The organism is Hippea sp. KM1 (genome assembly GCF_000526195.1).
In the GTDB taxonomy this organism is placed as follows: domain Bacteria; phylum Campylobacterota_A; class Desulfurellia; order Desulfurellales; family Hippeaceae; genus Hippea.
The window spans coordinates 532861-558380 of the sequence record NZ_JAFP01000001.1 but is presented as its reverse complement, the minus strand read 5'-3'; the positions used below and the strand labels follow the sequence as shown (position 1 = coordinate 558380).

Genomic DNA, 25520 nt, shown 5'->3' with positions numbered 1-25520 from the left:
TACCTCCAAAACACAACGAGTATCCACATGATTGCCTGTTTTGTCAAGACTTAAATGATATGAGACAATTTTGTATCCTAACTGACATTTTTGTTAATAAAAACCGTTTACATTTTACATATTTTTCCTAAAAATCCTTATAAAAACAACATTGGAACAACAAATGCTAATAATCGGTGATTTCGATGAAGGGGGTGGTTGTATGAAGAAGATCGAGGCCATTATTAAACCGTTTAAGTTAGATGCGGTTAAAGAAGCCCTGATGAACATAGGCATAAAGGGCATGACCGTATCGGAGGTAAAGGGGTTTGGAAGACAGAAGGGACATACCGAGATTTACCGTGGCGCAGAGTACATCGTGGATTTCCTGCCAAAGGTAAAGATAGAGGTGGTGGTTTCAGATGAAGTAGCTCAAGAAGCTGTTGAGGCTATCTTATCGAGTGCGAAAACAAACAAGGTGGGGGATGGAAAAATATTCATTATACCCGTTGAGAAGGCCATAAGGGTCAGAACGGGCGAGGTTGACAAAGATGCTATTTAAGGAGGTTGATATGGGATTGTTCAAAAGGACAACGCTATTGGGTTTACTTCTGCTTGCCATACCGTCTATAGCAAAAGCGGCCACACCGCACATCGACTCAGGCGATACGGCATGGGTTTTGATATCTGCAGCGCTGGTAATGATGATGACCCCGGCCGGTCTTGCGCTGTTCTATGGCGGCATGGCACGAAGCAAAAACATACTAAACACCATGGGCATGTCGTTTGTAAGCTATGGAATAGTTAGTGTTTTATGGGTCATATTTCAGTTCAGTTTGGCCTTTGGAGCAGATATAAACGGCATAATCGGCAACCTTAAGTATTTCCTTCTAAATACAGACATAAACACGGTTTTTAAGCCGACACATGTCTCTGTGTTTGCATTTGCCGCCTTTCAGCTGACATTTGCGGCCATTACCACAGCACTCATAAGCGGCTCTATTGTTGAGAGGGTCAAATTCAGCTCCTGGGTGGTATTCAGCATAATCTGGTCAACCATTGTATACACACCCCTTGCCCACTGGGTCTGGGGCGGTGGCTGGCTTGCCAAAATGGGTATAGCCGACTTTGCCGGCGGTCTTGTGGTTGAAACCTGTTCTGGTATTGCCGGATTGGTGTTTGCCCTCATGATAGGCACAAGGAGGGGTTTTAAAAAAATAGCCATGCCGCCCTCATCCATAGCCCTTACGGCATTCGGTGCGGCTATGTTGTGGTTTGGGTGGTTTGGATTTAACGCAGGAAGCGCCATCTCTTCAGGCGCACTGGCATCCAACGCATTCCTAACAACAAACACGGCAGGGGCAATGGGCGCAATAGCATGGATGATAATGGACTGGTCTGTACATAAACACCCAACGATCCTGGGTTTTGTCTCAGGAGCCGTTGCAGGATTAGTGGCTATCACACCCGCAGCCGGCTTTGTCAACAATGCAGGCGCCATCGTGATAGGATTTATAGCAGGCCTAATCAGCTGGGTTGCAACGGGCTATCTAAAATACAGACTGGGTTATGATGATTCATTGGATGTCTTTGGTGTCCATGGACTAAACGGCATCTGGGGCATGATAGCCATAGGGTTGTTTGCCGACCCGAAGGTTAATTTTGCAAGGGGCTTGATTTACGGTGGAAGCCATCAGATCATCGTGCAGCTTATAGGCGTTATAGCAACAATAGCCTTTGTGGCAGCAGGCACATTTATCTCTGTAAAGATAACATCTATCCTAACCGGTGGCCTAAGGGTCGATGAGGAGGATGAGATCAGGGGTCTGGATATAGCCATACACACAGAGAAGGGATTTGAACTTTAAAGGAATCAGGCCTGCTTGTGCGGCTTAATTGCCCATACAAGCAGGCTTCCTGCTATTGCAATCGCCACATTGAAGCCAAAGGCAACCCTGAAACCGAAATGATCCGCCAATGCCCCGACCACGCTGGGTGCAATGGATGAGCCTATCATCACCATCCCGAAAACAACAGCAATATTCGAATTAACCTTCTTACCGCCAACCTCGGCAGCAAAGGCGTGTCTTACAGGAATGGAAAGCGACATAAAAAAGCCCATAAAGAAGAGGAAAATCAGGCTGGGCTTTGATATAAACAAGGCCAGAAAGACACCCATCATAAAATAGCTTATGGAGATGGTCTGCCTTCTCCCTATCTTATCCGATATTGCACCGCCCAACGGCTGAGCCACAAGACCTGCAAGCAACATAACAGAGGCCTTCAGGTTGGCATCCAATATATTTGAACCGTTGGCGTAAAAATAGGCAGGCAGAAAGGAGGATATACCCCTTGAGAAAAACGGTATAACGATTGCAACAAGGCCGAGCATAAGCAGGTCTTTTGTTATGGTGCTTTTGAACGATGTCTTTATGGGCTGCTCCTCTATCCTGACAAAGACAAAGAGTATAAAGGCTATAACAAAACCCGGTATGGCCACAATCAAGAAGGCCTTTGTGCCGTATAGGGATAACAGATAACCCATGGAGATGGGGGCAAAGAAATAGCCCAAAGCCCCGCCAACACCGTTCAGGCCAATGGCCATACCCTTCTTCTCCTTAAAAACGCTGCTTAGAATCCCCATCCCCTGGGGATGGTATGTTCCAAGCCCAACGCCTATCAGGATCGTGGCAAAAAGCGCCGAATAATAGGAGTTGGACAGATAGAACAGAAGATACGACAAAGAAAGAATCAAAAAGCCGCCTATAAGAACCATTCTCCTTTTTGCATGATTCTCAGAGAAATGGGCAATCGGAGCCTGCAAAACAGCAGATAAAAAATAGGGCACACTCAGCAGCATGCCCGATTGCAGGTAATTTATGCCGTATGAGTTTTTAATTAAAGGAATGGCCGGCGCAATTAGAAGCGAATACCAATCGTTGACAAAATGGGCAAGCGCAATGGAAAACAGCAAAGCAAAGGGATTGACTAAAGCCCTCATTATTTGTTGACGCGCTCTACATACTCGCCCGTTCGTGTGTCTATCTTTATAATATCGCCTTCTTTTAAGAAAAACGGCACCTGAACAACGGCACCGGTTTCCAAGGTTGCAGGCTTTGTGCCTGTTGCTGCCGTATCACCCTTAAAACCGGGCTCTGTCTCAACTATCTTAAGCTCAACGAAGTTGGGCAGCGACACACCTATGGGCACGCCGTTATAGAGCATTACCGTAACCTCTTTATTCTCCTGGATAAACTTGGCCGCATCGCCCATAACATCCTCTGGAATGGAGTATTGATCATAGGTATTCAAATCCATGAACTGATAGCCGTCGTTGTCCTTGTATAGATACTGCATCATCCGCTCTTCCACCTCGGCCCTCTGAAGCTTGGTGCCGGATTTATAGGTCTTTTCAACCACATTACCGGTCTTTAGGTTCTTCAACTTTACCCTGACGAAGGCCTGGCCCTTGCCGGGTTTTACATGCTCATAATCGACAATTTCGTAAGGCTCACCTTCTATCTCGAGCTTAACGCCCCTTTTAAATTCGTTGGTTGCAATCATATCGGCCATGGCTTTCTCTCCTTTCTATTCCTCAAGTCCTATTGCTTTTGCGTTATTCTGCAAACACTCAGCCACAAAGAGTATGTGCTCACCCAAATCAACACCGAGCTCTTTTGCCCCAAGTTCTATATCCTCCCTGTTTACACCCCTGGCAAACGCCTTATCCTTCAGCTTCTTCTTAACCGATTTTAGCTTTACATCCTTTAGATTTCTGGTGGGTCTTACCAGGGCATAGGCATAGAGGAATCCGCTCAACTCATCCACGGCAAACAGCGTCTTTGCCATTAATGTCTTTCTCTCAACGCCCGTATAGTTCGCATGGCCTAAGATGGCCTCTATCATATCCTCATCAAGCCCCTTTTCCTTTAATATCTCAGCGCCCCTGTAGGGATGCTCATCGGGGTATTTCTCATAGTCAAAATCGTGCAACAGACCAACAATAGCCCACTTCTCTTCATCTTCTTTAAACTTTTTAGCATAGCACCGCATAGCCGCCTCAACGCAGGCTGCATGCTTCAACAAGCTTTCGCTCTTTGTGTATGTCTCAAGAAGCTTTTTTGCCTCTTCATAGGTCATAAGCCACCTCCCAAAAATTACCGCCTTTTAGTTTATATGAATTTTGCCATTTTTCAAGAAAAAGGTTAAAATGGGGCGCATGAATGTCTCTTTAATCGGCATGCCCTCCTCGGGCAAAAGCAGCATAGGCGTAATCCTGGCCAAAATGATGGGGCTTGATTTCACAGACACAGACATACTCATACAAAACAACACAAAGAAGACCCTGCAGCAGATAGTGGATGGTGAGGGATACCTGAAGCTGAGGCAGATAGAGGAGGAAACGATACTCTCCCTAAATGTGAAAAACAGCATCATAGCCACAGGCGGTAGCGTTGTATATTCAAAAAAAGCCATGGAATACCTAAAAGGCATAAGCCTGATTGTCTATATAAAGGTGGACTTTGATCAGATAAAGAAAAGACTCGGCGATTACAGCCTAAGGGGGCTTGCAAAACCAAAGGATCAAACAATATACCAGATGTATGAGGAAAGGACAGCCCTGTATGAGAGATACGCAGACATCGTGTTCGAAAACCACTTCGAAAACGCCACAATAGCAGCAGAAAAACTAAAAGAGATCTTAGATGAGGGTATCTAAACCGCTCCTTATCCTGCTTTTTTCCATATACCTATTTGCAGCGTTCTTCAATTTGGGCAAGATGTATTTTCAACATGAAGAGCCAAGAAGAGCCATCATAGCCCTTGAGATGAACTATACCCACGACTATATAACACCCCATGTGCTTGGCAGGGATTACTTTAGAAAACCCCCTCTGCACAATATAGTTATAGCGATGTTTTTTAAACTCTTTGGAGAAAATGAGTTCTCAGCAAGGGCTGTGTCCGTTTTGTCGATGTTTGGCATACTTCTGTTGATACTGCTTCTGCTTAAGGACACACTGGGGCTTGAGGCAGGACTGTTCGGGGCATTCTCCTTCGGTTTGTCATACATAGCCTATTTTCATTACGGTATGCTTGCAGAGACGGATATGTTCTTCTCCTTTTTACTGTTTGCATCAATGGTATGCATATTCTATGAGAGGATATTTTTGGGCAGCGTTATTACTGCATTGGCCCTGCTCACCAAAGGCTTGCCTGCTCTGCATTACTTCTATTTTACGCTTTTAAGTTTTGCCATCATAAGGAAAAACAAGAAACTCATACTATCAGAAAACACAATCCTGGGTGGTTTTTTCATTGTTGGCCTATTCACAGGCTGGCTTGCCCTTGTATCAAAGGGGGACATACACCGATTCAACTATGCTTTAGGGTTTATCATACAGGCATCGGGCAGCAGGGTGTTGAGCATAGAAAGGATAGGCGATGCCGTTGGACACTTTCTATTCTTCCCCTTAAACTTCTTTATTCATTACCTGCCATTCTCATTAACCCTATTGCTCTTTATAGACAGATCCATCAGGGATGGATTTAAGGAACTCCTAAAAAGCGAGCCGCAAATAAAGAGGTTGTTCGACTTCTTCCTGGCCGCCTTCATACCCAATTTTTTGGTGTATGCCATACTGCCCGATGGCAGAAGCCGATACGCCCTGGTTCTTTTTGCCGTGATCGCCATAGTTTTGGGTATACTCTACTATGAGCTGGAATACACAGAGACGCTTAATTTTAAAAAAATCATAAGCTGGTTTTTGATTTTTGAGGTGTTTCTGTTCCTGGTCGGCTTTGTCTTCTGTGCAGAGTTTGTCAAAAACCCGTCCTATTTGGGATGTTTGTTGGGTATCATAACCGCAGCAACAGGCATATTTATATTAAAAAAGGAGCTAACTCAACCTTTTGGCCTGCTTTTGGGGCTTGTAATACTCTCTGTTTCGCTAAAGTTCCTCTTCGATGCAACCTATAAGGGCTATCTTTACTCATACTATACCAATTACAGAAAGATCGGGGGCGATCTGGCAAAAATTGTTTTGCAAGAACGACCAAAGTATGTTATGACTGATGGTGGAAATTTGAGGCTGTTTTTCTATCTTGAGAGGGGCTTAAAGATGCAGATGCATCCAATAAACAGAAAGAGGAAAGGCGTAATTATAACAAGAAACAAAAACCTCATAAAGAAGCTCATAACAAAGGTTGAACTGCCCGACCACATATACTATGTAGGAAAAAATTAGGAGGTGAGTTTGATGAATAACTTAGATGAGAAAATCATATCAAAAGCCATTGTCGAAAGGTATATGAACAAGCTGATCGATTACCTGGAGTGCGATGCAGCCATTGTCGGCGGCGGACCAGCTGGATTGGTTTGTGCATACTATTTAGCAAAGGCCAATGTAAAGGTGGCCATATTCGACAAAAGGCTAACCATCGGTGGCGGCATGTGGGGCGGCGCAATGCTCTTTAACGAGATAGTCGTGCAGGATATAGGAAGGGAGATATTAGAGGAGTTTGGCATCAACTATGAGAAATATACAGACGGCTATTACACCGCAGACTCCATAGAGGCCACAACAACACTCATATCAAAGGCCGTTAAGGCGGGTGCAAAGATATTCAACGCCATAGAGGTTGAGGATGTTGTCTTTAAGAAGATAGACGGTCAATACAGGGTCAACGGTCTTGTGGTCGGATGGACAACCGTCAATATGGCCCATCTTCTGGTGGATCCACTGGTTATAACAAGCAAGTATGTTGTCGATGCAACAGGGCACGATGCAGAGATAGCCAGCATCCTAACACGCAAAGGGGGTATAAAACTCAACACACCTCAGGGTGTTGTGGTTGGCGAGAAGCCCATGTGGGCTGAGGTTGGTGAGCAGTCAACAATAGAGGAAACCCAGGAGGTCTATCCCGGTCTAATAGTGGCCGGTATGGCTGCGGTTGCCGTTAGTGGCTCTCACAGGATGGGGCCTGTTTTTGGAGGAATGCTCAACTCAGGCAAAAAGGCCGCACAGTTGATCATAGAAAACCTAAAAAAATAGAGAGCCCCCATTGAATTTCTGCAAAAAAGTGTTAAGTTTAATGTAAAGAAAAGAGAAAGGGGGAGCTTATGAATATAAACACATCTGTAAGCGGTATTAAAAATGCCTTTTACAGACAGGATGTAACGGCTAACAATGTGGCCAATATAAACACCAAGAACTACAAACAGATCAATGTCATAAATGAGGAAGCAGGAGGCGGTGGGGTTGAGGCCAAAACCACCCTATCCAAAGCAGCCCCCAATAGAAACGGCAACAATGTAAGCCTCGTTGACCAGACGGTTAACCAGATAAACAACCAGGCCCAAAACAAGGCCAATGTCAATGTGTTAAGGGCGCAAAACGAAATGATAGGGAGTCTAATCGACATCAAAGCCTAACAGCTTGTTGGCTTTGGGATTTTTTTAAAAAAGGGGAGTCTTCAGAGGCTCCCCTTTTTTGTTTGATTTACTTTTTTGCCCACAGGCCGTGGATATTGCAAAGCTCCCTTGCTGAAACCTCTTTCCCTTCAGGCACCTCAAACCTTGCCTCGGGTGCATCACCAGGACTTAAGAATTTCCTGTAAACAACACCGTCAACAATGAGCTCAATCCACTCTATATAGTGCTTCTCCTCCATTGGATGTGCCTGATTCTCACCCACCTTAACCACATAGGCATTACCCTCTCTTGCTATGAAGGGCACATGCTTCTCTGTGGATGAATCTGCTGTCTGTTCCTCTAAAAGCTTCATGGGTTGACCGCAACATACCAATGCATCCGCACCCTCATGAATCACCTCAACGATATTACCGCAAATATCGCACTTCCATACCTGCAACTTCTGTGTCATAACATCACCTCCTCTTGTTTTTTATATTTCAGGCTTATATTGCCTTTGAGCCAACTCTTTATCCACAAGCAGTATGCCGTGCTTGCTGTCTTCAACGAGTTTGAGTTTATCGATTATATCCCTGTCGTTCTCCTCTTCCTCGACCTGCTCATCAACAAACCACTGCAGCATGTTATAGGTCGCTCTATCTTTCAGCTTCTCAGCCAAATCCACAAGCTCGTTGATGCACTTTGTTATATGCTGCTCATGCTTAAGCGTCTCCTCCATTGCATGAAGGGGCGATTTCCACTCCTTTGGCGGCTCTGCAATTGCCTTAAGCTCTATCTTGGCACCCTGCCTTGACAGGTAATTAAACAACCTCATGGCGTGATCCGTCTCTTCCTTATACTGAACCATCATCCAGTTGGCAAAACCCTTAAGTCCAATAGAATCAAACCACGCAGACATCGACAGATACAGATACGCAGAATACAACTCCTCGTTTATCTGCTTGTTCAGCGCCTCTTCCATCTCTTTAGCAATCATCCTAAACCTCCTTTGCCTGGTAATAACATCTTTTTGGGCTTTCTATCCTGCCCTCTTTCTTAAGCTTTTTTATGATCTTTTCGATTTCCTTCTTATCGGCATTGAGCATCTCGGCAATATCCTTTGTCTTTAGAGGCCTATCCTTAAGAACCTCTATCACTGTCTCCTCATTCACCACTTCTTCACTATTAATAGGTTGGTTTTTAAGATTTTCAAGTTCCTGCAAAACTTTATCCACATGCCCATTAACCCTCACATTTTTCCACTCTTTAACGATGTTTAAGTCGGGGTCTATTAAGAATGTGCTCCTTATTGTGCCATAATACTCCTTGCCGTAATTCTTCTTCTTGCCCCAGGCGCCGTATGCCTCCAAGACCCTATGCTCCTCATCGCTCAAAAGTAGTATGCTCAGGTTGTGCTTTTCTATAAACCTGGCATGTGATTTTGGTGAATCCTTGCTTATGCCTATGATGACAGCGCCCAGCCTTTCAAATTCCTCTTTTTTCTGAGAAAACTCAACCGCCTCCCTGGTGCAACCGCTTGTGTTATCCTTTGGATAGAAGTAAAGCACAATCCAGTTGCCTTTAAAATCCTCAAGGCAGTGCTGGTTATTCTCATGATCCGGCAGACAGAAATCTATAGCCCTTTTCATTTAATCAACCCCGCCTCTTTGTGTTTCTCATAAATCAACTGAGCAAACTCCTTAAGCTTCTCATACCCCTCTTTCTTGGGCAGGCCTTTGAGCAATACAGGCTCAAGCAGCTCCACCTTTAACGATGATAGGTTGGATTTTATAACATCCACAGCCTTACCACCCCAGCTAAAAGAGCCTATGATACCTGCAAACTTGGCCTTTGGCCTTAAGACATTGGCCAAATACGCTCCATATACGGCGTTGGGATGAGCCCCCGCAAGCACCGTGGGTGTGGCTATAATAATGGTTGCAACATCAACTAAATCCATGGCTATCTCGCCTACATCCGCCGTGGTAAGGTTTCTTATCTTTACATCAACACCCCTCTTCTCAAGCTCATCGGCCAAGAATTCAACCATCTTCCTGGTGCTCTCATGCATAGAAACAAAGGCTATCAAGACCATATTAAGCGGCTCAGGGTCGATCCACTCCTTGTATGCGTTTATGATGTATTCGGGGTTATCAAAAACCGGCCCGTGGCTTGGGGCAATCATATCAATATCCAAAGCCTCAACCTTCTTTATATTCTTCTCAATAAAGTTCCTAAACGGCATCATAATCTCTGCATAGTATCTTTTGGCCTCGTGATAGACCTTATCGTAATATTTTGCAAATGTATAGGATGTGGCCACATGGGAGCCGAAGAAGTCGCAGCTAAAGAGTATCCTATCCTCAACAAGGTATGTGCTCATGGTCTCTGGCCAGTGAACCCAGGGAGTCATGATAAACCTAAGCGTCTTGCCACCCAAATCGATCTCGTCGTTCTCTTTTATAACGGTGAATTTATCCTCGGGTATGTGGAGCAGATCCATCTCAAAGCCCTTACATTTCTCGTTGGTTATAAGCTCAGCCTCAGGATACATATCCAACATCATCGGTATGCTGCCCGAATGGTCCTGTTCTGCGTGGTTTGAGACTATATAATCGATCCTTTCAATACCCATTTCCTCTAAATTCTTCTTCAACTCATCAAATTTCTGAGGCTCAACCGTATCAATTAACGCCGTCTTGTCCTTCCCTATAACCAGATAGGCGTTATAGCTTGTGCCTTGCGGGGTCGGCACTATCTCATCAAACAGGGTTCTATCCCAATCGATAGCACCGACATTGTAAACACCTTCCTTAAGCTTCTTAATCATCTTGTTTCACCTCCTCAAAATCTTCTTTTGATGCTCCACATATGGGGCATGTCCAATCCTCGGGTAAATCCTCAAACGGTGTATTGGGCTCTATATCGTTCTCCTCATCACCCAACTGTGGATCGTAAATATATCCACACACGATACATCTGTACTTCTTCACTTCCATCTCCTCCTATTTAAATATCCTATTTGTCTGCATCTGCCATAGAACAAAATCCAGATGAGCCATCGGTATGGCTGTGGCGCTGGATAGCTTTTTAACCTTCTCCTCAAGCCTCAGATAAACCGAAGGTGTGATTGTCTTTGGAATTTCTCTTACAAGGCCTAAATCAACAAGCGCCCTTAAGATGTGCCTATCCAGAATTGAAAGCTCCTCTCCCCTTCCTATGTTCCTCAAAAAATGACTTGATTCTTTATACCCCATTCCCTTAACATTGTCAACCAGCCACTTTCGGGCCTCTTTCTGATCGTTAAACAGAGAAAGCCTCTCTTTTAATATAACCCTGCCGTTTCTTGAGAATCTATCCATAGCCATCCTTACATACCTTGCCTTGTTGTTTTTGAACCTAACACCCCTAAGCCTTTCCCTTAACTCCTCTTCATCGCAATCAAGCAGCTTGCCATCCCTTTTTAGGTTTTCAATTATCTGCCAGGCCCTTTCGGCCTTCGACTGTGGTGTCAGAAGGCAAAAAAGCAACTCCTCAAAAACCCTCTCCTCTGAAGAATCCCAGACCGCTCTGAATTCCTCAAGCTTCTTCTCTATCTGGGGCTTTAGTTGGTTGTGTATTTGAAGGAGTTTTTCAAACATTTACACCTCAAAGGAAAAATTTTATTAACTGCGAAGTATTATAATTAAAAATTCCACAAAGTCAAGAAAAAGAGACCTGGTGAAGTTTTGTTAACCACAAAAAATCCGATGCTTAACTTTTTTACAGGTTAACACGGTTTACCTTGATATTCAACAAAAATCAGACCAAAGGAGGATGGTTATAAGCTTGTTTTAGATGGGCTTTACAGAAGCTGATGGTTAGAAATGGTGGGCGGTACAGGTGTCGAACCTGTGACCTCTTGCGTGTGAAGCAAGCGCTCTTCCGCTGAGCTAACCGCCCACAGACCGCCTAAAAAGTTAATAGAAAAACCCGAATTTGTCAATGAAAAACACCACCTGTTAATCACCCAAACTGTTATTCAGCCCATCAAAACGGCAAGGAGCAGATAAACCAAAGGCGATAGCCAAACGACAGGGGACAGCTTTTTTAGGTAATCCTCATCCTTAACCAACATAATCAGAAGAAGGGGGACAAATACGGCAGAGCCCCTTATGCCCATAGACATATAGCTCCAATCCAGAATCTTTGAATCCAGGCCCAACACAACTATCAACATCGACGATGCAAGCACAACAAAGGCTATCGTTTTAAGTTTAAACACCTCGGATACCCTGAATTTTGCCAATATACCGTCTTTTAAGATATCCACATACAGATTGGTTGTAACACCTAAAGTCAGGCCCGATGCAGTGCCCACAATAATAATCGTTAGGCCAGCCATAAAGATAGCGGCAATTATTGGATTGAAATACATCTTTATAAAATAGGGAAACACCTGGGTCGTATTCTGGGCAAGTTCAGGATAGTGTATGCGCATATAGATCCCTATTATAATACCAAAAAGACCTATAGGGGGTATAAGCGCAGCGCTTAAGAATGCGCCCTTTCTCGCTGTTTTTATGTCTTTAGCAGAAAAGATGGCCTGAAGATAGGTCTGGGTTGACAAAACCCCTATAACCATGGAGAACATGTCCTTCAAGGCCTTGGCCTTACCGTATGAGAATAGGCTCAACATATTCATATCTGGCACGGCGTTTATAAGACTAAACAGTCCGTGTTGCTTAAAAAGTGCTATAGCTGCACCCATAACCATCAAGCCATACAAAAGATAGACCTTTATTTTGCCAACAGAGGATGAACTAACTATACCGCCGCTTGCGACAAACACAAATATCAACACAAAAACCACCAACATAGACGAAATACCACCGAATCCGAAAACGGTTTCAACTATAGACATAGCGGCAAGAAACTGGGCAACGATGTGTATATACATACCAACAGAACCAAAGATGCTTGAGTATTTTTGAATCCTTTTGCCAAATTTTAGGCCTATCAGTTCAGAAACCGTGACAACCTCAGAACTCCTCAATAGCTTAGAAAAAAACAATCCCAACACCAGGCAGGCAACACCGCTAAAAAGTGTAAATATCCAGGCCGCAAGCCCGAAGGTATAGGCAAGCTGAACCGTGCCTATTGTCGATGCACCGCCAACCAGCGTTCCTATAATGACAAAGGAGACACCGCCTGAAGACAACCCCCTTCCGGCTATGGTAAACTGACTCTCGCTCTTTATGTTCCTATGGGAAAACAGCAAAAAACCGCTGAAAACAACAAGCAAAAGAACAAACAGAACCTGCATATTGCCACCCCTCATTGTCTATTTTACAAAATGGACAAAAGCATTGTAAAGAGGAAGAGTAATGTTAAGATACAATTATCTTACAATATAAATACCAACACAAAAAATATTTTTAGGCATAGAAATTTACCAATTAAATATATATCACAACATAACCTCTTGAAAAGAAAAAAAAAAAAATATTTATACTCTGTTGCAACATAAAAAATTAGATGAAGTGTGAGTTTACAGAATGAAAAAAGTTAATATCTAAGAAAAAATCTAATTTAAGAATGGAGGTGCTGTAATGAAGAATATTTCTCTCCGTAAACTGTTTCTTTTTTCAGTATTGTTTGTTATTACAATCTCAGCTGTGTCTCTGGTGGTTAATTTCATTCTCTCAACAGACAACACAAAGAGGAGCTATCTTTTAGCATCCAAGGAGTTTACCCTGCTAACCAACCTTGAGGAGATAAAGTGTGATGCATCAAACATGTCAGATTATTTCAAACGGGCTGCATTAACCAAGAGTGAGGAAGATTTAGAGAAGGCGAGTTTTTACTTCAACAAAGCCAACAAGGAAATCAAAAACAGCTTATCCTTAAAAAACCTCGACCTAACGGTTAAAGAAAACTTGCTAAGGATCAAAGACCAACTCAAAGAGACATACATAGCGGGCAAGAACATGGCCTTGGGTTTTATAAACAACCAAAATACACAACAAACAAACCTGCTGATGGACAAGGTGGACAGAACCATAGAAAACATAAACAAAACCATGGATGAAATCGTGATCTATCAAAAGAAAACCGTAAACGACATGGCAAGAAAAATCAAAACCAACAGCATAAATGCAACAGTAATAGCGTCTGTCTCTCAAATCATACTCATCGCCTTGATGATCGTGCTTTATTTCATAACCAGCGCCTATATAATTACGCCACTGCTCAATGCCGTAAAGAAGACGGAGTATCTGGCAGAAGGGGATTTAACCAAGAGGTTTGACATCATAACAGGCAACGAGATAGGCATACTAAAAAGCGGCATAAACAGGGTAATAGACAGCATGAGGAACATAGTTATTCAGCTCAGAAGAAACGCCGAGGAGTTAAGCAATCAATCAACAACATTGGCATCGAGTGCAACCCAGATATCCGCATCGACAGAGGAAACCACACGAAATATGGAAGAGATGGCCAGTGCCGTTAAAGACACGGTTGAGGCCATACACAATGTTGCAAAAGCAGCAGAAAATGTTAACATACTCGCCCAGGATGTGGGTGAGGTTAACAACCAGATGCTTAAGGACATCGAGGAAAGGGTCAAAAGGATGAAGGAAAACGCAGCACTGGCTAAACAGGCAATTGAGCAGATAAACGCTGTTGGTGAATCCTCAAAACAGATAGGCCAGATCGTCAATGTCATAAACGAGATAGCAGACCAGACCAACCTGCTTGCATTGAATGCTGCCATTGAGGCGGCAAGGGCTGGTGAGGCAGGAAGAGGCTTTGCCGTTGTTGCCGATGAGGTCAGAAAGCTTGCTGAAAAGACCCAGAGGGCAACAAACGAGATAAAGGAAATGATAATAAAAATGCAGAATGACACAAAATTGGCCATAGAGAAGACAAACACGGCAAGCGAGATGATACTGGAAGAGGAAAAAAGGGCAGAAACAGACAAGCTCCATGTGGAGAGCGTGGTTGAGAAGGCCAACAGCGTAATCGATGAGCTCAACACCACATCCGCCGCAACAGAACAACTCTCTGCGACGGTTGCCGAAATCGATGCACAGGTAAAAGAGGTGGTTGAGGCGGCTCAAGAAAATGCCAAAGCGGTTGAGGATATAGCCAGAATCTCAGAGGAAGTAAAGGATATGTCTGATAAGGTTAAGGAGCTGGTTGAGATATTTAAGGTATGATGGGTAAAATAGAAAAATCCAAAGCTAAAATGGTATCGGAATCGCCTATATTCGACATATTTAAAACAACCGGTATTGTTGGTGTCTTCATATACCAGGAAGGCGGAAGGGTGGTCTTTGCCAACGATGTGGCAGCCAGGATATTTGGTTTTGAGAACGGGAATGATTTTATAGGAAAAAGCTTCCTTGATTTCATCCATTCCCACAAAGAAGAGATAATCGAGGCTGTAAAGGGCAGAACATCGACAACACCCAGAATAAACGGGTTGGGATCCCTAAAGGAATACAGGGAGATCGCTGTAAAAAACAACAAGAACGCCTTTGTCTGGATAGACAGCTTCACATACAGCATAACCTATGAGGGTAAACCGTCAGGATTAGCAATACTAATAGACAGAACAAAAGAGAAAACCTATCAAGCCCTATTTGAAGCCTTAAGCCGTATAGAATCGGTTGTCCTTAAAGAAACAGACGAAGATAGCCTTCTAAAGAAGGTCTGCTCCATCGTCGTGGATGAGATAGGTTTTGAGGGCTGCCTGCTTTTAAAAACAGAAAGCGGCGGCCTGTCTGCTTCTACAGCCAAAATTAGACAAAGCGCACAATTAGACCACCTGATCGACTTATTCATCAATAAAAACCCCTTCTTCATATCAGAAATTGCCAAAAACCGGGTTTCTGTATTGGTGCCAGATGTTTTAAGGGATGCCCATCTAAACGATCCTGATGGCATATTGAGGGATTGCAACATACACCCCCTATATGCCATACCGATCCTTAAAAACTCCATATCGGAATACATCCTGCTTGTAATGAGTAGGTTTAAGGGTTCGTTCGATGAAAGCCATTTAAGGCTGTTGGAGGAGTTAAAGGAAACACTATCATTTTCAATATCAAACATCGACCTAAAAAACGAATCCGTGCTTCTAAACAGGGCCATAGAGGCATCGCCCAACTGGTTTCTGGTCGCCGATAGAAACGGCAGGATCTTAAGGGTAAACGAGGCTGTTGAGGCAATATCAGGGTATTCCAAGGAGGAGTTAATAGGCAAGAGCGTATCTATATTCAAATCAAACAAAAGGGATGTAGATTTTTACAAAAACCTGTGGAAAACAATAAACTCAGGGAAAATATGGAGGGGTGTATTACCCAACAAGACAAAGAGTGGCAGTGTTTTTTATTTAGATGAAACAATACTTCCCATCTTTAAAAACAACAGACCCTTTAAGTTTGTAAGCCTGGCAAGGGATATAACAAAAGAGGTGTCCCTTAAGAAAACGCTAAAGATAGAGGTTAAGCTATACGGTGTTTTGTATCATTTAACCAAGCTCTCACTAAACCTCAAAAACCAGGAGGAGTTCTTAAAACAGTCCATAAAGATACTTGCCGATATAGGGGATTTTGAGGTTGCCTTCATAGCCGACTGCAAAATGAACATAAGGCATATATACGCCAAAGATTCAAGATACAAAAATATACCACAAACACTATCAGAAACCCTAAAACAACTAAAAAACAAAGACATAGCGCACATACCTGCCCTAAAGGCCATAAAGTATAACAGGGTATACATCCAAAGCAACATGAAGTCGTTTAAAGTCAAATCGATAAACGATATGGCCAACAAAAAGGAGATCGGCTCATGTTGCGCAATACCTATCATAACAAAAAACAACGAAAAATTTGTGGTGGTGTTAATATCAAAAAGGATAGGGTTCTTTGACAAGAAATCGTATAAATTGTTAGAGATTATCAAACAACAGCTTTCATCAACGCTCAGCAAGCTGCATGAGGAGATGTTTCATAAGATGATCCTAACTGCCCTGGATTGGGGATTCGACTTTATCGTGGTTCTGGATAAGAATTTTAACATAATCTATTCCAACAAAACGGCCGAAAACCTAAGTGGATACACAAAGGAAGAGCTCATAGGTCAACACCACTCCATATTTTCAACCAAAAATGACGACAGAGAATACACAAAGAGGTTTTACGAAAGCCTATCGAAGGGTAAACCGTTCTCCGGTGTATTATCGCACAGAAAGAAGGATGGAACGGTAATTGACTTTATCAATACCATTGTGCCTTATAAGGTAAACGGCCGTATAGAATACTTCATAGCGGCAGGCAAGCAGCTAACAAACGAAGAGCAACTGATGCAAGAGTTAAACCATATCATACATTACGACAGGCTAACATCACTGCCCAATTACAATACATTTATGGAATCCTTAGAGCGATTTATAGTAAGGGCAAAAGCAGAGAAGCTGGTGGGGGCTGTTGCCATAATAAACCCCATTTCGTTTAAGAGTATAAACGAAGCCTTCGGGTTTGAGACGGGCAATGAGGTATTAAAAGCCATCGGAAAGAGGCTAAAAGAGAGCGTTTACAAATACGATATAGCCGCCAAGTTGGAATCAGAGAGATTTGGGGTTATTCTAAAGGACTTAAAATTTGAGGAAAATGTGGCAACCGCATTGGCGAGGATAATGAACAACCTAAAAGAACCGTATAATATAGAAAACAAAACCATACACCTATCCTTTAACATAGGCATCAGCCTGTTTCCAAAAGATGGCAATGAGGCCAAAGACCTGCTCGATAAGGCCCAAATAGCCCTTGCCGATGCCAAAATCAAAGGTGAAAACCAATTAGGGTTTTTTAGGAAGGACTTTGAAACCACAGCCACACGCATATTGAAATTAAAATCGCAACTCCATTTGGCATTAGAGAGAAACGAATTCACGCCGTTCTTCCAACCCTATGTGGATAGCAAAGAAAAGATATGCGGTGCAGAATCGCTCCTTAGATGGAAAAATGATTCTAAACTCATACCACCTATGGAGTTTATACCTTATTTAGAACAGACCGATCTGATAAAGGCGGTTGAGATGCAGGTGGTCGAAGAGGTTATAAAAATCATCAAAAACCACCGCATAAACATACCCATATCTGTAAATCTATCAACAAAGAGTCTAAATAAAGAAAACCTCTATGGCGAAATATCCTCAAGGATAGACAGATACGGCATAAAACCATCACTGCTAAAGCTTGAGATTGTCGAAAGGGCATTTATAGAAAACTTTACCCATTTAAACAACCTCATAGAACGACTCAAAACTATCGGTGTTTCGTTTTCGATTGATGATTTCGGCACCGGATATTCATCGCTATCCTATCTTTCCAGACTAAAGATAGAAAGCCTAAAGATAGACATATCGTTTACAAAAGAGATAACACATTCAAAACACACAAGAAACATCGTTGAGTCCATAATATTCTTAAGCAAAAAACTCGGCATAAAAACCATAGCAGAAGGAATAGAAAAGAAGGAGCAGTTTGACATACTTAAAGACATGGGGTGCGATTACTTCCAGGGGTATTTCTTCTTCAGGCCCATGCCGGAAGAGGAGTTTAGAAGGATAGCATAGAACTTGACTTTTTCGGCCGTTTAGATAAATTTATATTGAGCCTATACATACTTTTGTTCTGCTAATTTCCTTAATTCTTCATTGTTTTTTCTTTTAAAAAACAATGTTTAAGGAGGTGGCAGAATGAAAGTATGGATTTTCGGACTCCACGGTATCGTTTCCACAACAGCCATAGTCGGGGCAAAGGCCATAGAGAAGGGAAAGGCGCCAAAGGTGGGACTGGTTAGTGAGTTGAGCCACTTCAAGGAAGAGTTAAGCGAGACAGTGCCGTTTGAGTTTGAATTCGGCGGGGTAGAGATAAGGGAAACAGACAAAAGCGTATACGAAACCGCACTGCACCACTGGGTTTTAAACCAACACTTTGATAAAGATATATTGGAAGAGACAAAAGACCAGACAAGCAAAATAAAGCCCAAGAAAGGAACGGCACTAAACTGTGGAAACGCCATAAGGGAATTGGGCAGGGTTGAGGCGCTTGAGGATAGCGGATTAACGCTTAAGGAGATCTCTGAAAAGATAGAGGCAGACATCACGGATTTTGCGGATGATGAGACCGTTGCGATAAATGTGGCTTCAACCGAGCCTGTAATAAAATACAACGAGGAATACCACGGAAGCCTATACGGCTTTGAGAAGATGATAAAGGAAAACAAGAAGGAGTTTGCCTCAGCCAGTATGCTCTATGCATACGCAGCATTAAAAAACAACATACCCTATGTAAACTTTACACCAAGCACAGGCTCATCCATTCCAGCCCTAAAGGAGTTAGCACAAAAAACCAATACCCCACATGCAGGCAACGACGGTAAAACAGGTGAAACATTGGCCAAAACGACCATAGTGCCGCTGTTTAGCTATAGAAACCTGAAGGTATTGGGCTGGATGGGATACAACATCTTAGGGGATTTAGACGGTGTGGTTTTAAACCATACTGAAAACAAGGAAAGCAAGATCATATCAAAGGACGGCGTATTGGAGAAGGTGTTGGGGTATTCACCGTATACAATCACAGAGATAAATTACTTCCCTCCGCTTCAGGACAACAAGACGGCATTTGATTTTGTCCACTATGAGGGCTTCTTAGGCAAAAAGATGAAATTCTACTTCATCTGGGACGGTATAGACGCCATATTGGCAGCACCGTTGGTTCTTGATCTTGCAAGGTTTGCCCTCTATGCAAAGAAAAAACAGCAGGCCGGCGTAATAAAGGAGCTTGCCTTCTTCTTCAAAAGCCCAATGGATACCAACATATACAACACGCATGAGCAGTTCATACTCCTTAAGGAGTGGTTTGATAGCCTAAGGAGCAGAAGCGATGCAGGCAGTAATATTGGCAGCAGGGTTTGGAAGCAGGATGGGAGGGGCTTTGCCAAAACCGCTTAAGCCCCTCTTCGGCTTACCCTTAATAGACCACAACATCATAAAGCTAAGGGAGATCGTTGGTGAGGAGAACATAATCGTCGTCTATTCAAACAAGGCATTGGCAGACCACATAAAGGAGCGCTTCCCCAGGATTCAGCTGGCATTCAACAGTCGGCCAGAAAGGGAGAACGGATACAGCCTGCTGTTTTCAGAAGGACTCATAAAGGACAATTTTATATTAACCATGGCCGACCACTATTTCAGTGATGATTTTATCTCAAATCTAAGATTAGATTCGCCCAATAAGGCGTTTGTAAGCCGATTCTGTGATGATCGGGACGAAGCAACAAAGGTTAAAACAGAAGGCATCTATATTACAGACATAGGCAAAACATTAAAGGATTACGACTATTTTGATACAGGCATGTTCTTCTGCAACAAGGATATATTCCCATACATAGAAAAACTATCCAAAGAAAGGGAGATCGTAAAGCTGTCGGATGTCTTTGGAGCAATGGCAAAGGAGAAAAAACTGACATATCAATTAATAGAGGGATACTGGATAGACATAGATACGCAAAGCGAGCTAACAAAGGCAGAGAGATTCATAAGAAACAACCTATCAAAACCGACAGACGGCCCTGTATCCAAATACATAAACAGAAAAATCTCAACCCTCATAACACCCCTCCTAATAGGTCGCATAAAACCCAATACCTTAACCCTTATCTTAAGCGTAATGGGCATAATACCTTCTATTCTTATGGCCTATGGACACTTCTTCTTGGGCGGCATCCTAACGCAACTAATCTCATCATTAGATGGATGCGATGGTGAGATAGCCCGCATAACCCATACAAAAAGCAGGCTTGGAGGCGTTTTGGATTCAACGCTGGATAGGTATTCAGATAGCCTGATATTCTTCTGCTCTTTCATGCCGTTTTCCGGCCTATTAGAGGCAAAAATCGCCCTGCTTTTGACCCTTGCAGGGACTATATTAATCAGCTATACATCCCATCTGACAGGCTGCAGGCCAAGGTTCATAACACGGGATGTCAGACTGCTGCTTGTAATGATTGGAGGCATTCTATCGCTTATAAGGCCCATTTACATGCTCCATACGATGCTTTTTATCGGTATTGTTTCGCACATAGGGGTATTTTTCAATCTGTTATCCTTTGCAAAAAAAGAGAAGACAACCAAACAAAATTTTGCCCTTTGACATTGACAAAAACCGACGCCATTTTGTATAAGTTTCATATGTATGTCTTGAGGATCCTTTTAGCCTTAATCCTCCTGGCCCAGCCGGTCCTTGCAGATCAAATATACATAGTAAAAAGCGGCGACTCTTTAATAAAGATAGCCCACAAATTCGGCATTAAACCGTCTTTAATAAAACAGGCAAATCCCAACATCAACTGGCTAAAGATAAAGCCAAACGATAAGATCATAATACCCACGCAAGGCAAAAGGATATATTACACCGTCCAGAAGGGCGATAGCCTCATAAAGATAGCCAAAAAGTTAGGGTATTCGTATAAAGAGATTAAACGGGCAAACCCCAATGTGGATTGGCTAAAGATAAAGCCAAATGATAAGATATTCTTACCCATACGAACCAATCAAATAACAATCAACAAAAGCCAGACACCGAACAAAACAAACATACAGCTAAAAACCGCCAAAAAAGAAAAACCCAAAGCAGAGCAATCCAGCAAAAACAAAACCCTGACATACACAATAAAACCCGGCGATTCATTGATTAGAATAGCAAAGAAGCTGCACTATTCTTACAAGCAGCTAAAAGAGGTAAACTCCGGGATAGATTGGTCTAAAATCAGACCGGGTCAGGTTATAAACCTCCCGAAGGAGCATGCAGTTGCCAAAAAAACACCCAGGCCGGGCGAGATTGGCGATGGTTATTACATCGTGGCCAGAGGCGACACACTAAGGGGCATAGCCAACAGATTCGGCCTGTCATTGCAAAAGCTCAGGGAACTCAACCCCAAAATAGGCAATATCATAAAACCCGGTGATTTGATTGTTATACCCAAGGATTTAACGGAAAAGATCATACTAAGCAGAAAAGAAAACCTGTTCATACCGCCTAAATACCTCGTCTATTCTGAGGTTTACAGGGTAAAACCGGGCGATAGCCTATGGAAGATAGCCAAAAAATTCAACACAAGCATAGACATAATAAAAACCCTTAACGATATATCGGGCAGAAACCTGCGTGTTGGACAGGTGCTGTTCGTCCCGAGTCTAAACCTAAAGGAAAGCGAAAAACTAAAGCTCAGATACTCCATATTGAACGAGGAAAGGCACGCCCTGATCAAGTATGCAGAAAGATTTATAGGCACACCTTATAGGTTTGGCGGCAACAGCCTAAGGCACGGTATAGATTGCTCTGCATTTGTCCAAAAAATATACTCCAAATTCAACATAAGACTCCCAAGAACGGCAGAGGAGCAATACAGGACCGCCGGCATTCCGATTTCTGTTAAGAAACTCCAGCCGGGCGATTTGTTGTTCTTCCACACAATGAACTATGCCAAGGTAACGCATGTTGCCATATACATAGGAAACGGAAAATTCATACATGCTGCAGGAAGAAGAAGCGGTGTAAAGATCTCACGCTTCGATAGGTATTACTGGAAGAGATTTGTAGGAGCCAAAAGAATACTCGGAGTTGATACCCGTTATGCTTATATTAGGGGTGGATCCGGGTAGCTCTATTACCGCATGCGGTTTTATCGACCCCTCCACCAAAAAAATAGAATTTGACTTTATAAAGTTCAAACAAAAAACCCCTCAAGAGGAGAGGATCTTTGGTGTATTTGAATTCATAAGCCAAATAATAAGGGCATTTAAACCACATGAGATAGCGGTTGAAAGCCCGTTCTATTCGGTAAACATAAAATCTGCAATGGTGCTTAGTCAGATAAAGGCAGCTGTAATCATAGCGGCAAAGCAAGAGGGTAAAAACATCTTTCAATACACACCCAGACAGATAAAACAGGCTATCTGCGGTTATGGCGCAGCGGATAAGAATCAGGTTAGATTCGTCTTAGAAAAGACATTGAATATAGACTTAGGCGACATGCCGCTGGATGTGTCCGATGCCTTAGCCGTCGCATTGACCCACATATACACCAAAGGCCTATGAAGCCCTGGTTGCAAGCATGCCGCAGGCCGCATTTATACTTGAGCCTTTGGATTTCCTAATGGTAACGAACATGCCCTTATTTCTAAGATAGTCCGCAAATGCCTCTATTTCATCCAAGGGTGTCGGATCGAATTTCGTTCCAAGCAGATCGTGTTTGTTCAGCGGTATTATATTGAGCTTGCATCTGAATTTAGACATAACCCTCACAAGGGACTTCAGATCCTCTTTTGTGTCGTTTATGCCTTTTATCATGACATACTCAAATGTTATTCTTTTTCTTTTAGGCATAGGGAAATCCTTAAGCTCATCTAAAACCTCATCCACTGGATAGGTCTCATTTATAGGCATAATCATACTTCTTTTGTCGGATATTACACTGTGGAGCGATAAAGCCATATTGATATTGGGCAGATCCTTCTTTAGCTTCCTTATGGCCGGCGTTATACCTGCTGTCGAAAGCGTGATCCTCCTTTTTGATATGGAAAGCCCCCTCTCGTCTGAGAGGATCCTTATCGATTTTACCGTGTTGTTGTAATTATCCAGCGGCTCACCCATGCCCATATATACCACATTGGCCGTTTTTAGATTGTTGTCCTTCAAAATATAAACAACCTGGGATACGATCTCCGATGTCGTTAGGTTTCTCTTAAATCCCATCCTTCCCGTTGCGCAGAACTTACAACCCATCCTGCAGCCCGCCTGGGTTGAGACGCAGATGGTAAAACGCCCCCTATTCATCGGTATCAATACGCTTTCGATAAAGACGCCGTCATTAAGTTTGAACAGGTATTTCCTGGTGCCGTCATCAGATGAAGAGACACTCTGTTTCTCTATCCTGTAGATAAAGAACTGCTCGGCCAAGGCCTTCCTTACATCCTTCTTCAAAACGGTTATATCATCAAAGGAGCTTACCTTCTGCTTATAAAGAAACGAAAAGATCTGCTCAGCCCTGTATCTTTCATACCCCAAACCCAGCAGTATATCCCTCAACTCATGGTATTCTAACGAAAGCACATCAATCATACAAAAAGCACCTCACCTGTCTATCACCATCTATATCAACAAGTTCAGGCCTATCGTGTCTGCATCTATCCATCCTGCTTGGACACACAGAATAGAACGCACAACCGCTATCGCCGGCCAAATCAACACCATCCTCAACCGTTCCTTCTATTAAAAGACGGGTATACGGATGCAGAGCATCACTGAGGCTCTTAAGCTTTTCAACGATCTCGCCCTTGTATATAACATAGATCTCATCGGATAGAAATCCCACCAATTTTACATCGTGGGACACAAAGACAAAGGAATACTCCCTGTCTTTGTTTATATCGCACAGCAGGTTAACTATCCTTGCCTGCGTTGATACATCCAGAGCGCTGCTAAACTCATCAAATAAGATATATTTGGCCTTTGAGAGTATAGCCCTTGCTATTGCAACCCGTTGCTGCTGGCCCCCGCTTAATTGATGGGGGTATCTGTAAAGAATGGATGGACTCAAGCCAACCCTAAGGCAGGTCTCTTTGATCTGCTCAACATTACCATTTGCCTCTTTAAGGGAGGAGATGATCTTCATTTTGGAGTCTAAGGATGTGATGGGGTCTTGAAAAACCATCCCCACCACACCCCTTATCTTCTTTATGTTCTTTCTGTTAACCTCAACGCCATCGACAGAAACCCTGCCCTTATCGGGCAACTCAAGCAGGCTTAAGATTCTGCACAGTGTCGATTTACCTGCACCGGATTCGCCAATTATGCCGGTGTGTTTACCCCTTTCTATTGTTATACTTACATCCCTTAAGACCTCAACGGTCTCCCTCTTAAAGTATGAGCCCTTCCTGTAATACTTACATACACCACTGAGCTCTATCAATCCTTCAAACCCAAAACGGCCTCTATTTTCTCCTTCAACACCTGAGGCGTGAACGGCTTAACAATATAGTTGTTCACACCGGCCTTAAGAGCCGTGATAATGTCCTCCTTTGCAGCCTCCGTTGTGACCATAATAATAGGCACATCGTCGTATTTGTGGTCTGACCTGATCTTCTTTACAAATGTCAACCCGTCCATAACAGGCATATTCCAGTCTGTTATAATCAAATCGACATCGTTGTTGGCAAGGATATCCAGCGCTTCCTTGCCGTTTTCGGCCTCCAATATCTCATCGCCGTATCCAATTCTCTTTAATGTATTCTTGATAATCCTTCTCATAGTTGAAGAATCGTCAATGGTTATAATCTTCATTTTACCTCACCCCTTTGCATTTGCTTTATTATTTCTTCAACCTCTTGATCGACTTTCTCCTTCTCAGATTCATCCACTATTGTATGGGCAACCCTCGCCCTGGGCACATCCTCATAGGAGGATGCAAACCAGTTGTTAAGATAATCGTGAAGCGCCTTGATAACAGAGATAACCCTTTCAATCTTCTGCCTGGTAATATCCTGAAACTGCAGTATGTCCATTGCTTCGTATGTGTTGTCCCTGACGCTGTTGACCTTATTCTCTATGTCGTTTAGTATGTTTATTATGTTTTTGAAATACTCATAGTTGTTCTTCACAACGGTTCTGGGGAAGTGCTCCACAAAGAAATCCATAAACTCTTTATGTTTATTAACATAGGGCTTGATCTCTTCTATCATGCCCTCAACCTCATCCACCTCTGCACATATAGCCTCAAGCTTTTCAAAAAGCTTATTGACCTTCTCCTCGCTCTCCTTGTTTATCTCATCTAACCTGTCGATTACCCTATGCTCCTTTGGCGGAAGCCTCACGCCCCTTAGTTTTTCTGCTTCTTCATCCTCAACCTTATCGGTCGCTTCCTTCTCGGCTTTAGGCCTCATGGCCTTTTCGACGATCTCATCGTCGCTTTTTTCCACAAACTCATCTATTACCGAATTGACCTCGTTCTTATCGGTCTTGTTAAATTCGGCAATCAATGCATCAATATCATCTTGATGGCCCAT

General features: G+C 43.0%; 26 protein-coding genes and 1 tRNA gene. 12 read left to right on the top strand and 15 right to left on the bottom strand.

Translation table 11 applies throughout. From position 1 onward, the window contains the following. Positions 1-202: 202 nt before the first annotated feature. Both D891_RS0102850 and D891_RS0102845 read left to right on the top strand, forming a co-directional pair. Positions 203-541 (top strand): P-II family nitrogen regulator, encoded by a 339-nt coding sequence (locus tag D891_RS0102850; RefSeq protein ID WP_025209523.1) that lies wholly within the window; start codon positions 203-205, stop codon positions 539-541. A gap of 10 nt (positions 542-551) precedes the next feature. Continuing rightward, positions 552-1847 (top strand): ammonium transporter, encoded by a 1296-nt coding sequence (locus tag D891_RS0102845; protein ID WP_025209522.1) that lies wholly within the window; start codon positions 552-554, stop codon positions 1845-1847. A gap of 5 nt (positions 1848-1852) precedes the next feature. Here the strand turns inward: D891_RS0102845 and D891_RS0102840 are convergent, their stop codons facing one another. The 3 genes from D891_RS0102840 to D891_RS0102830 are packed head-to-tail and all read right to left on the bottom strand — an operon-like array spanning position 1853 to position 4119. Continuing rightward, a complete protein-coding gene (locus D891_RS0102840) occupies positions 1853-2980 on the bottom strand; it encodes an MFS transporter (RefSeq protein WP_025209521.1) in 1128 nt (375 codons plus the stop codon). Continuing rightward, complete coding sequence (gene efp, locus D891_RS0102835) at positions 2980-3543, bottom strand: elongation factor P (protein ID WP_025209520.1); 564 nt, start codon at positions 3541-3543, stop codon at positions 2980-2982. Before efp ends, D891_RS0102840 begins: the two co-directional genes overlap by 1 nt. Positions 3544-3567: 24 nt before the next feature. Next, entirely contained in the window at positions 3568-4119 is a 552-nt protein-coding gene (locus D891_RS0102830; RefSeq protein ID WP_025209519.1) for an HD domain-containing protein, read from the bottom strand. A 70-nt stretch (positions 4120-4189) separates the two neighbouring features. On the opposite strand from D891_RS0102830, the gene D891_RS0102825 reads away from it, so the two are divergent. From D891_RS0102825 to D891_RS0102810, 4 genes are all read left to right on the top strand, one after another. Continuing rightward, positions 4190-4699, top strand: a complete 510-nt coding sequence (locus D891_RS0102825) for a shikimate kinase (protein ID WP_025209518.1) — start codon at positions 4190-4192, stop codon at positions 4697-4699. Further along, positions 4686-6227 carry an ArnT family glycosyltransferase gene (locus D891_RS0102820; protein ID WP_025209517.1) on the top strand — a complete coding sequence of 514 codons (1542 nt, stop codon included), beginning with the start codon at positions 4686-4688 and terminating at the stop codon, positions 6225-6227. The genes D891_RS0102825 and D891_RS0102820 overlap by 14 nt, the downstream gene beginning before the upstream one ends. A gap of 12 nt (positions 6228-6239) precedes the next feature. Further along, positions 6240-7034 carry a sulfide-dependent adenosine diphosphate thiazole synthase gene (locus tag D891_RS0102815; RefSeq protein ID WP_025209516.1) on the top strand — a complete coding sequence of 265 codons (795 nt, stop codon included), beginning with the start codon at positions 6240-6242 and terminating at the stop codon, positions 7032-7034. 68 nt (positions 7035-7102) lie between these two features. Then, positions 7103-7414: a flagellar basal body protein gene (locus D891_RS0102810; RefSeq protein WP_025209515.1), complete on the top strand. Its 312-nt coding sequence runs from the start codon at positions 7103-7105 to the stop codon at positions 7412-7414. A gap of 67 nt (positions 7415-7481) precedes the next feature. Here D891_RS0102810 and D891_RS0102805 read toward each other — a convergent pair whose 3' ends face one another. From D891_RS0102805 to D891_RS0102770, 8 genes are all read right to left on the bottom strand, one after another. Next, positions 7482-7865, bottom strand: coding sequence for a desulfoferrodoxin (locus D891_RS0102805; RefSeq protein ID WP_025209514.1), 384 nt, complete (start codon positions 7863-7865; stop codon positions 7482-7484). 21 nt (positions 7866-7886) lie between these two features. Next, positions 7887-8390 (bottom strand): ferritin, encoded by a 504-nt coding sequence (locus tag D891_RS0102800; protein WP_025209513.1) that lies wholly within the window; start codon positions 8388-8390, stop codon positions 7887-7889. Position 8391: 1 nt separating this feature from the next. After that, a complete protein-coding gene (locus D891_RS0102795; protein ID WP_025209512.1) occupies positions 8392-9042 on the bottom strand; it encodes a peroxiredoxin in 651 nt (216 codons plus the stop codon). Continuing rightward, positions 9039-10223, bottom strand: coding sequence for an FprA family A-type flavoprotein (locus tag D891_RS0102790; protein ID WP_025209511.1), 1185 nt, complete (start codon positions 10221-10223; stop codon positions 9039-9041). The genes D891_RS0102795 and D891_RS0102790 overlap by 4 nt, the downstream gene beginning before the upstream one ends. Beyond that, positions 10216-10386: a rubredoxin gene (rd, locus tag D891_RS09690; RefSeq protein ID WP_084042295.1), complete on the bottom strand. Its 171-nt coding sequence runs from the start codon at positions 10384-10386 to the stop codon at positions 10216-10218. Before rd ends, D891_RS0102790 begins: the two co-directional genes overlap by 8 nt. Before the next feature lie 12 nt (positions 10387-10398). Then, entirely contained in the window at positions 10399-11034 is a 636-nt protein-coding gene (locus D891_RS0102780) for an N-glycosylase/DNA lyase (RefSeq protein ID WP_025209510.1), read from the bottom strand. Positions 11035-11260: 226 nt separating this feature from the next. Continuing rightward, a tRNA-Val gene (locus D891_RS0102775) sits at positions 11261-11335 on the bottom strand. 79 nt (positions 11336-11414) lie between these two features. Continuing rightward, a complete protein-coding gene (locus D891_RS0102770) occupies positions 11415-12713 on the bottom strand; it encodes a sodium:solute symporter family protein (RefSeq protein ID WP_029951939.1) in 1299 nt (432 codons plus the stop codon). Positions 12714-13050: 337 nt separating this feature from the next. Here D891_RS0102770 and D891_RS0102765 point away from each other — a divergent pair, with 337 nt between their 5' ends. The 6 genes from D891_RS0102765 (at position 13051) to ruvC (ending at position 22554) form a co-directional block, all read left to right on the top strand. Next, positions 13051-14595, top strand: coding sequence for a methyl-accepting chemotaxis protein (locus D891_RS0102765; RefSeq protein ID WP_198014774.1), 1545 nt, complete (start codon positions 13051-13053; stop codon positions 14593-14595). Beyond that, entirely contained in the window at positions 14592-18023 is a 3432-nt protein-coding gene (locus D891_RS0102760) for an EAL domain-containing protein (protein ID WP_025209507.1), read from the top strand. The genes D891_RS0102765 and D891_RS0102760 overlap by 4 nt, the downstream gene beginning before the upstream one ends. A gap of 123 nt (positions 18024-18146) precedes the next feature. Further along, positions 18147-19406 carry an inositol-3-phosphate synthase gene (locus D891_RS0102755; protein WP_025209506.1) on the top strand — a complete coding sequence of 420 codons (1260 nt, stop codon included), beginning with the start codon at positions 18147-18149 and terminating at the stop codon, positions 19404-19406. After that, positions 19339-20607 (top strand): NTP transferase domain-containing protein, encoded by a 1269-nt coding sequence (locus tag D891_RS0102750; protein WP_084042294.1) that lies wholly within the window; start codon positions 19339-19341, stop codon positions 20605-20607. The genes D891_RS0102755 and D891_RS0102750 overlap by 68 nt, the downstream gene beginning before the upstream one ends. 38 nt (positions 20608-20645) lie before the next feature. Then, complete coding sequence (locus D891_RS09390; RefSeq protein ID WP_025209504.1) at positions 20646-22118, top strand: LysM peptidoglycan-binding domain-containing protein; 1473 nt, start codon at positions 20646-20648, stop codon at positions 22116-22118. Next, on the top strand, positions 22090-22554 hold the full coding sequence (ruvC, locus tag D891_RS0102735) for a crossover junction endodeoxyribonuclease RuvC (protein WP_029951937.1): 465 nt from the start codon (positions 22090-22092) through the stop codon (positions 22552-22554). The genes D891_RS09390 and ruvC overlap by 29 nt, the downstream gene beginning before the upstream one ends. On the opposite strand, the gene rlmN is transcribed toward ruvC, so the two are convergent. Genes rlmN through D891_RS0102715 form a run of 4 tightly spaced genes read right to left on the bottom strand, consistent with a single transcriptional unit; the run spans position 22549 to position 25520 of the window. Then, the gene (rlmN, locus tag D891_RS0102730) at positions 22549-23577 is read right to left on the bottom strand and encodes a 23S rRNA (adenine(2503)-C(2))-methyltransferase RlmN (protein ID WP_025209503.1); all 1029 of its coding nucleotides are present in this window, start codon (positions 23575-23577) and stop codon (positions 22549-22551) included. The two genes, ruvC and rlmN, sit on opposite strands and share 6 nt — an antisense overlap. After that, the gene (locus D891_RS0102725; protein WP_025209502.1) at positions 23570-24427 is read right to left on the bottom strand and encodes an ABC transporter ATP-binding protein; all 858 of its coding nucleotides are present in this window, start codon (positions 24425-24427) and stop codon (positions 23570-23572) included. Before D891_RS0102725 ends, rlmN begins: the two co-directional genes overlap by 8 nt. Continuing rightward, entirely contained in the window at positions 24424-24798 is a 375-nt protein-coding gene (locus tag D891_RS0102720) for a response regulator (protein WP_025209501.1), read from the bottom strand. Before D891_RS0102720 ends, D891_RS0102725 begins: the two co-directional genes overlap by 4 nt. Then, positions 24795-25520, bottom strand: coding sequence for a hypothetical protein (locus D891_RS0102715; protein ID WP_025209500.1), 726 nt, complete (start codon positions 25518-25520; stop codon positions 24795-24797). The genes D891_RS0102720 and D891_RS0102715 overlap by 4 nt, the downstream gene beginning before the upstream one ends.

What these genes read in the sequence shown, in the direction of transcription:
- D891_RS0102850 (WP_025209523.1), top strand. Translation starts at nt 203, where the DNA reads ATGAAGAAGATCGAGGCCATTATTAAACCGTTTAAGTTAGATGCGGTT.
- D891_RS0102845 (WP_025209522.1), top strand. Translation starts at nt 552, where the DNA reads ATGGGATTGTTCAAAAGGACAACGCTATTGGGTTTACTTCTGCTTGCC.
- D891_RS0102840 (WP_025209521.1), bottom strand. Translation starts at nt 2,980, where the DNA reads ATGAGGGCTTTAGTCAATCCCTTTGCTTTGCTGTTTTCCATTGCGCTT.
- efp (WP_025209520.1), bottom strand. Translation starts at nt 3,543, where the DNA reads ATGATTGCAACCAACGAATTTAAAAGGGGCGTTAAGCTCGAGATAGAA.
- D891_RS0102830 (WP_025209519.1), bottom strand. Translation starts at nt 4,119, where the DNA reads ATGACCTATGAAGAGGCAAAAAAGCTTCTTGAGACATACACAAAGAGC.
- D891_RS0102825 (WP_025209518.1), top strand. Translation starts at nt 4,190, where the DNA reads ATGGGGCGCATGAATGTCTCTTTAATCGGCATGCCCTCCTCGGGCAAA.
- D891_RS0102820 (WP_025209517.1), top strand. Translation starts at nt 4,686, where the DNA reads ATGAGGGTATCTAAACCGCTCCTTATCCTGCTTTTTTCCATATACCTA.
- D891_RS0102815 (WP_025209516.1), top strand. Translation starts at nt 6,240, where the DNA reads ATGAATAACTTAGATGAGAAAATCATATCAAAAGCCATTGTCGAAAGG.
- D891_RS0102810 (WP_025209515.1), top strand. Translation starts at nt 7,103, where the DNA reads ATGAATATAAACACATCTGTAAGCGGTATTAAAAATGCCTTTTACAGA.
- D891_RS0102805 (WP_025209514.1), bottom strand. Translation starts at nt 7,865, where the DNA reads ATGACACAGAAGTTGCAGGTATGGAAGTGCGATATTTGCGGTAATATC.
- D891_RS0102800 (WP_025209513.1), bottom strand. Translation starts at nt 8,390, where the DNA reads ATGATTGCTAAAGAGATGGAAGAGGCGCTGAACAAGCAGATAAACGAG.
- D891_RS0102795 (WP_025209512.1), bottom strand. Translation starts at nt 9,042, where the DNA reads ATGAAAAGGGCTATAGATTTCTGTCTGCCGGATCATGAGAATAACCAG.
- D891_RS0102790 (WP_025209511.1), bottom strand. Translation starts at nt 10,223, where the DNA reads ATGATTAAGAAGCTTAAGGAAGGTGTTTACAATGTCGGTGCTATCGAT.
- D891_RS0102780 (WP_025209510.1), bottom strand. Translation starts at nt 11,034, where the DNA reads ATGTTTGAAAAACTCCTTCAAATACACAACCAACTAAAGCCCCAGATA.
- D891_RS0102770 (WP_029951939.1), bottom strand. Translation starts at nt 12,713, where the DNA reads ATGAGGGGTGGCAATATGCAGGTTCTGTTTGTTCTTTTGCTTGTTGTT.
- D891_RS0102760 (WP_025209507.1), top strand. Translation starts at nt 14,592, where the DNA reads ATGATGGGTAAAATAGAAAAATCCAAAGCTAAAATGGTATCGGAATCG.
- D891_RS0102755 (WP_025209506.1), top strand. Translation starts at nt 18,147, where the DNA reads ATGAAAGTATGGATTTTCGGACTCCACGGTATCGTTTCCACAACAGCC.
- D891_RS0102750 (WP_084042294.1), top strand. Translation starts at nt 19,339, where the DNA reads ATGCAGGCAGTAATATTGGCAGCAGGGTTTGGAAGCAGGATGGGAGGG.
- D891_RS09390 (WP_025209504.1), top strand. Translation starts at nt 20,646, where the DNA reads ATGTATGTCTTGAGGATCCTTTTAGCCTTAATCCTCCTGGCCCAGCCG.
- ruvC (WP_029951937.1), top strand. Translation starts at nt 22,090, where the DNA reads ATGCTTATATTAGGGGTGGATCCGGGTAGCTCTATTACCGCATGCGGT.
- rlmN (WP_025209503.1), bottom strand. Translation starts at nt 23,577, where the DNA reads ATGATTGATGTGCTTTCGTTAGAATACCATGAGTTGAGGGATATACTG.
- D891_RS0102720 (WP_025209501.1), bottom strand. Translation starts at nt 24,798, where the DNA reads ATGAAGATTATAACCATTGACGATTCTTCAACTATGAGAAGGATTATC.
- D891_RS0102715 (WP_025209500.1), bottom strand. Translation starts at nt 25,520, where the DNA reads ATGGGCCATCAAGATGATATTGATGCATTGATTGCCGAATTTAACAAG.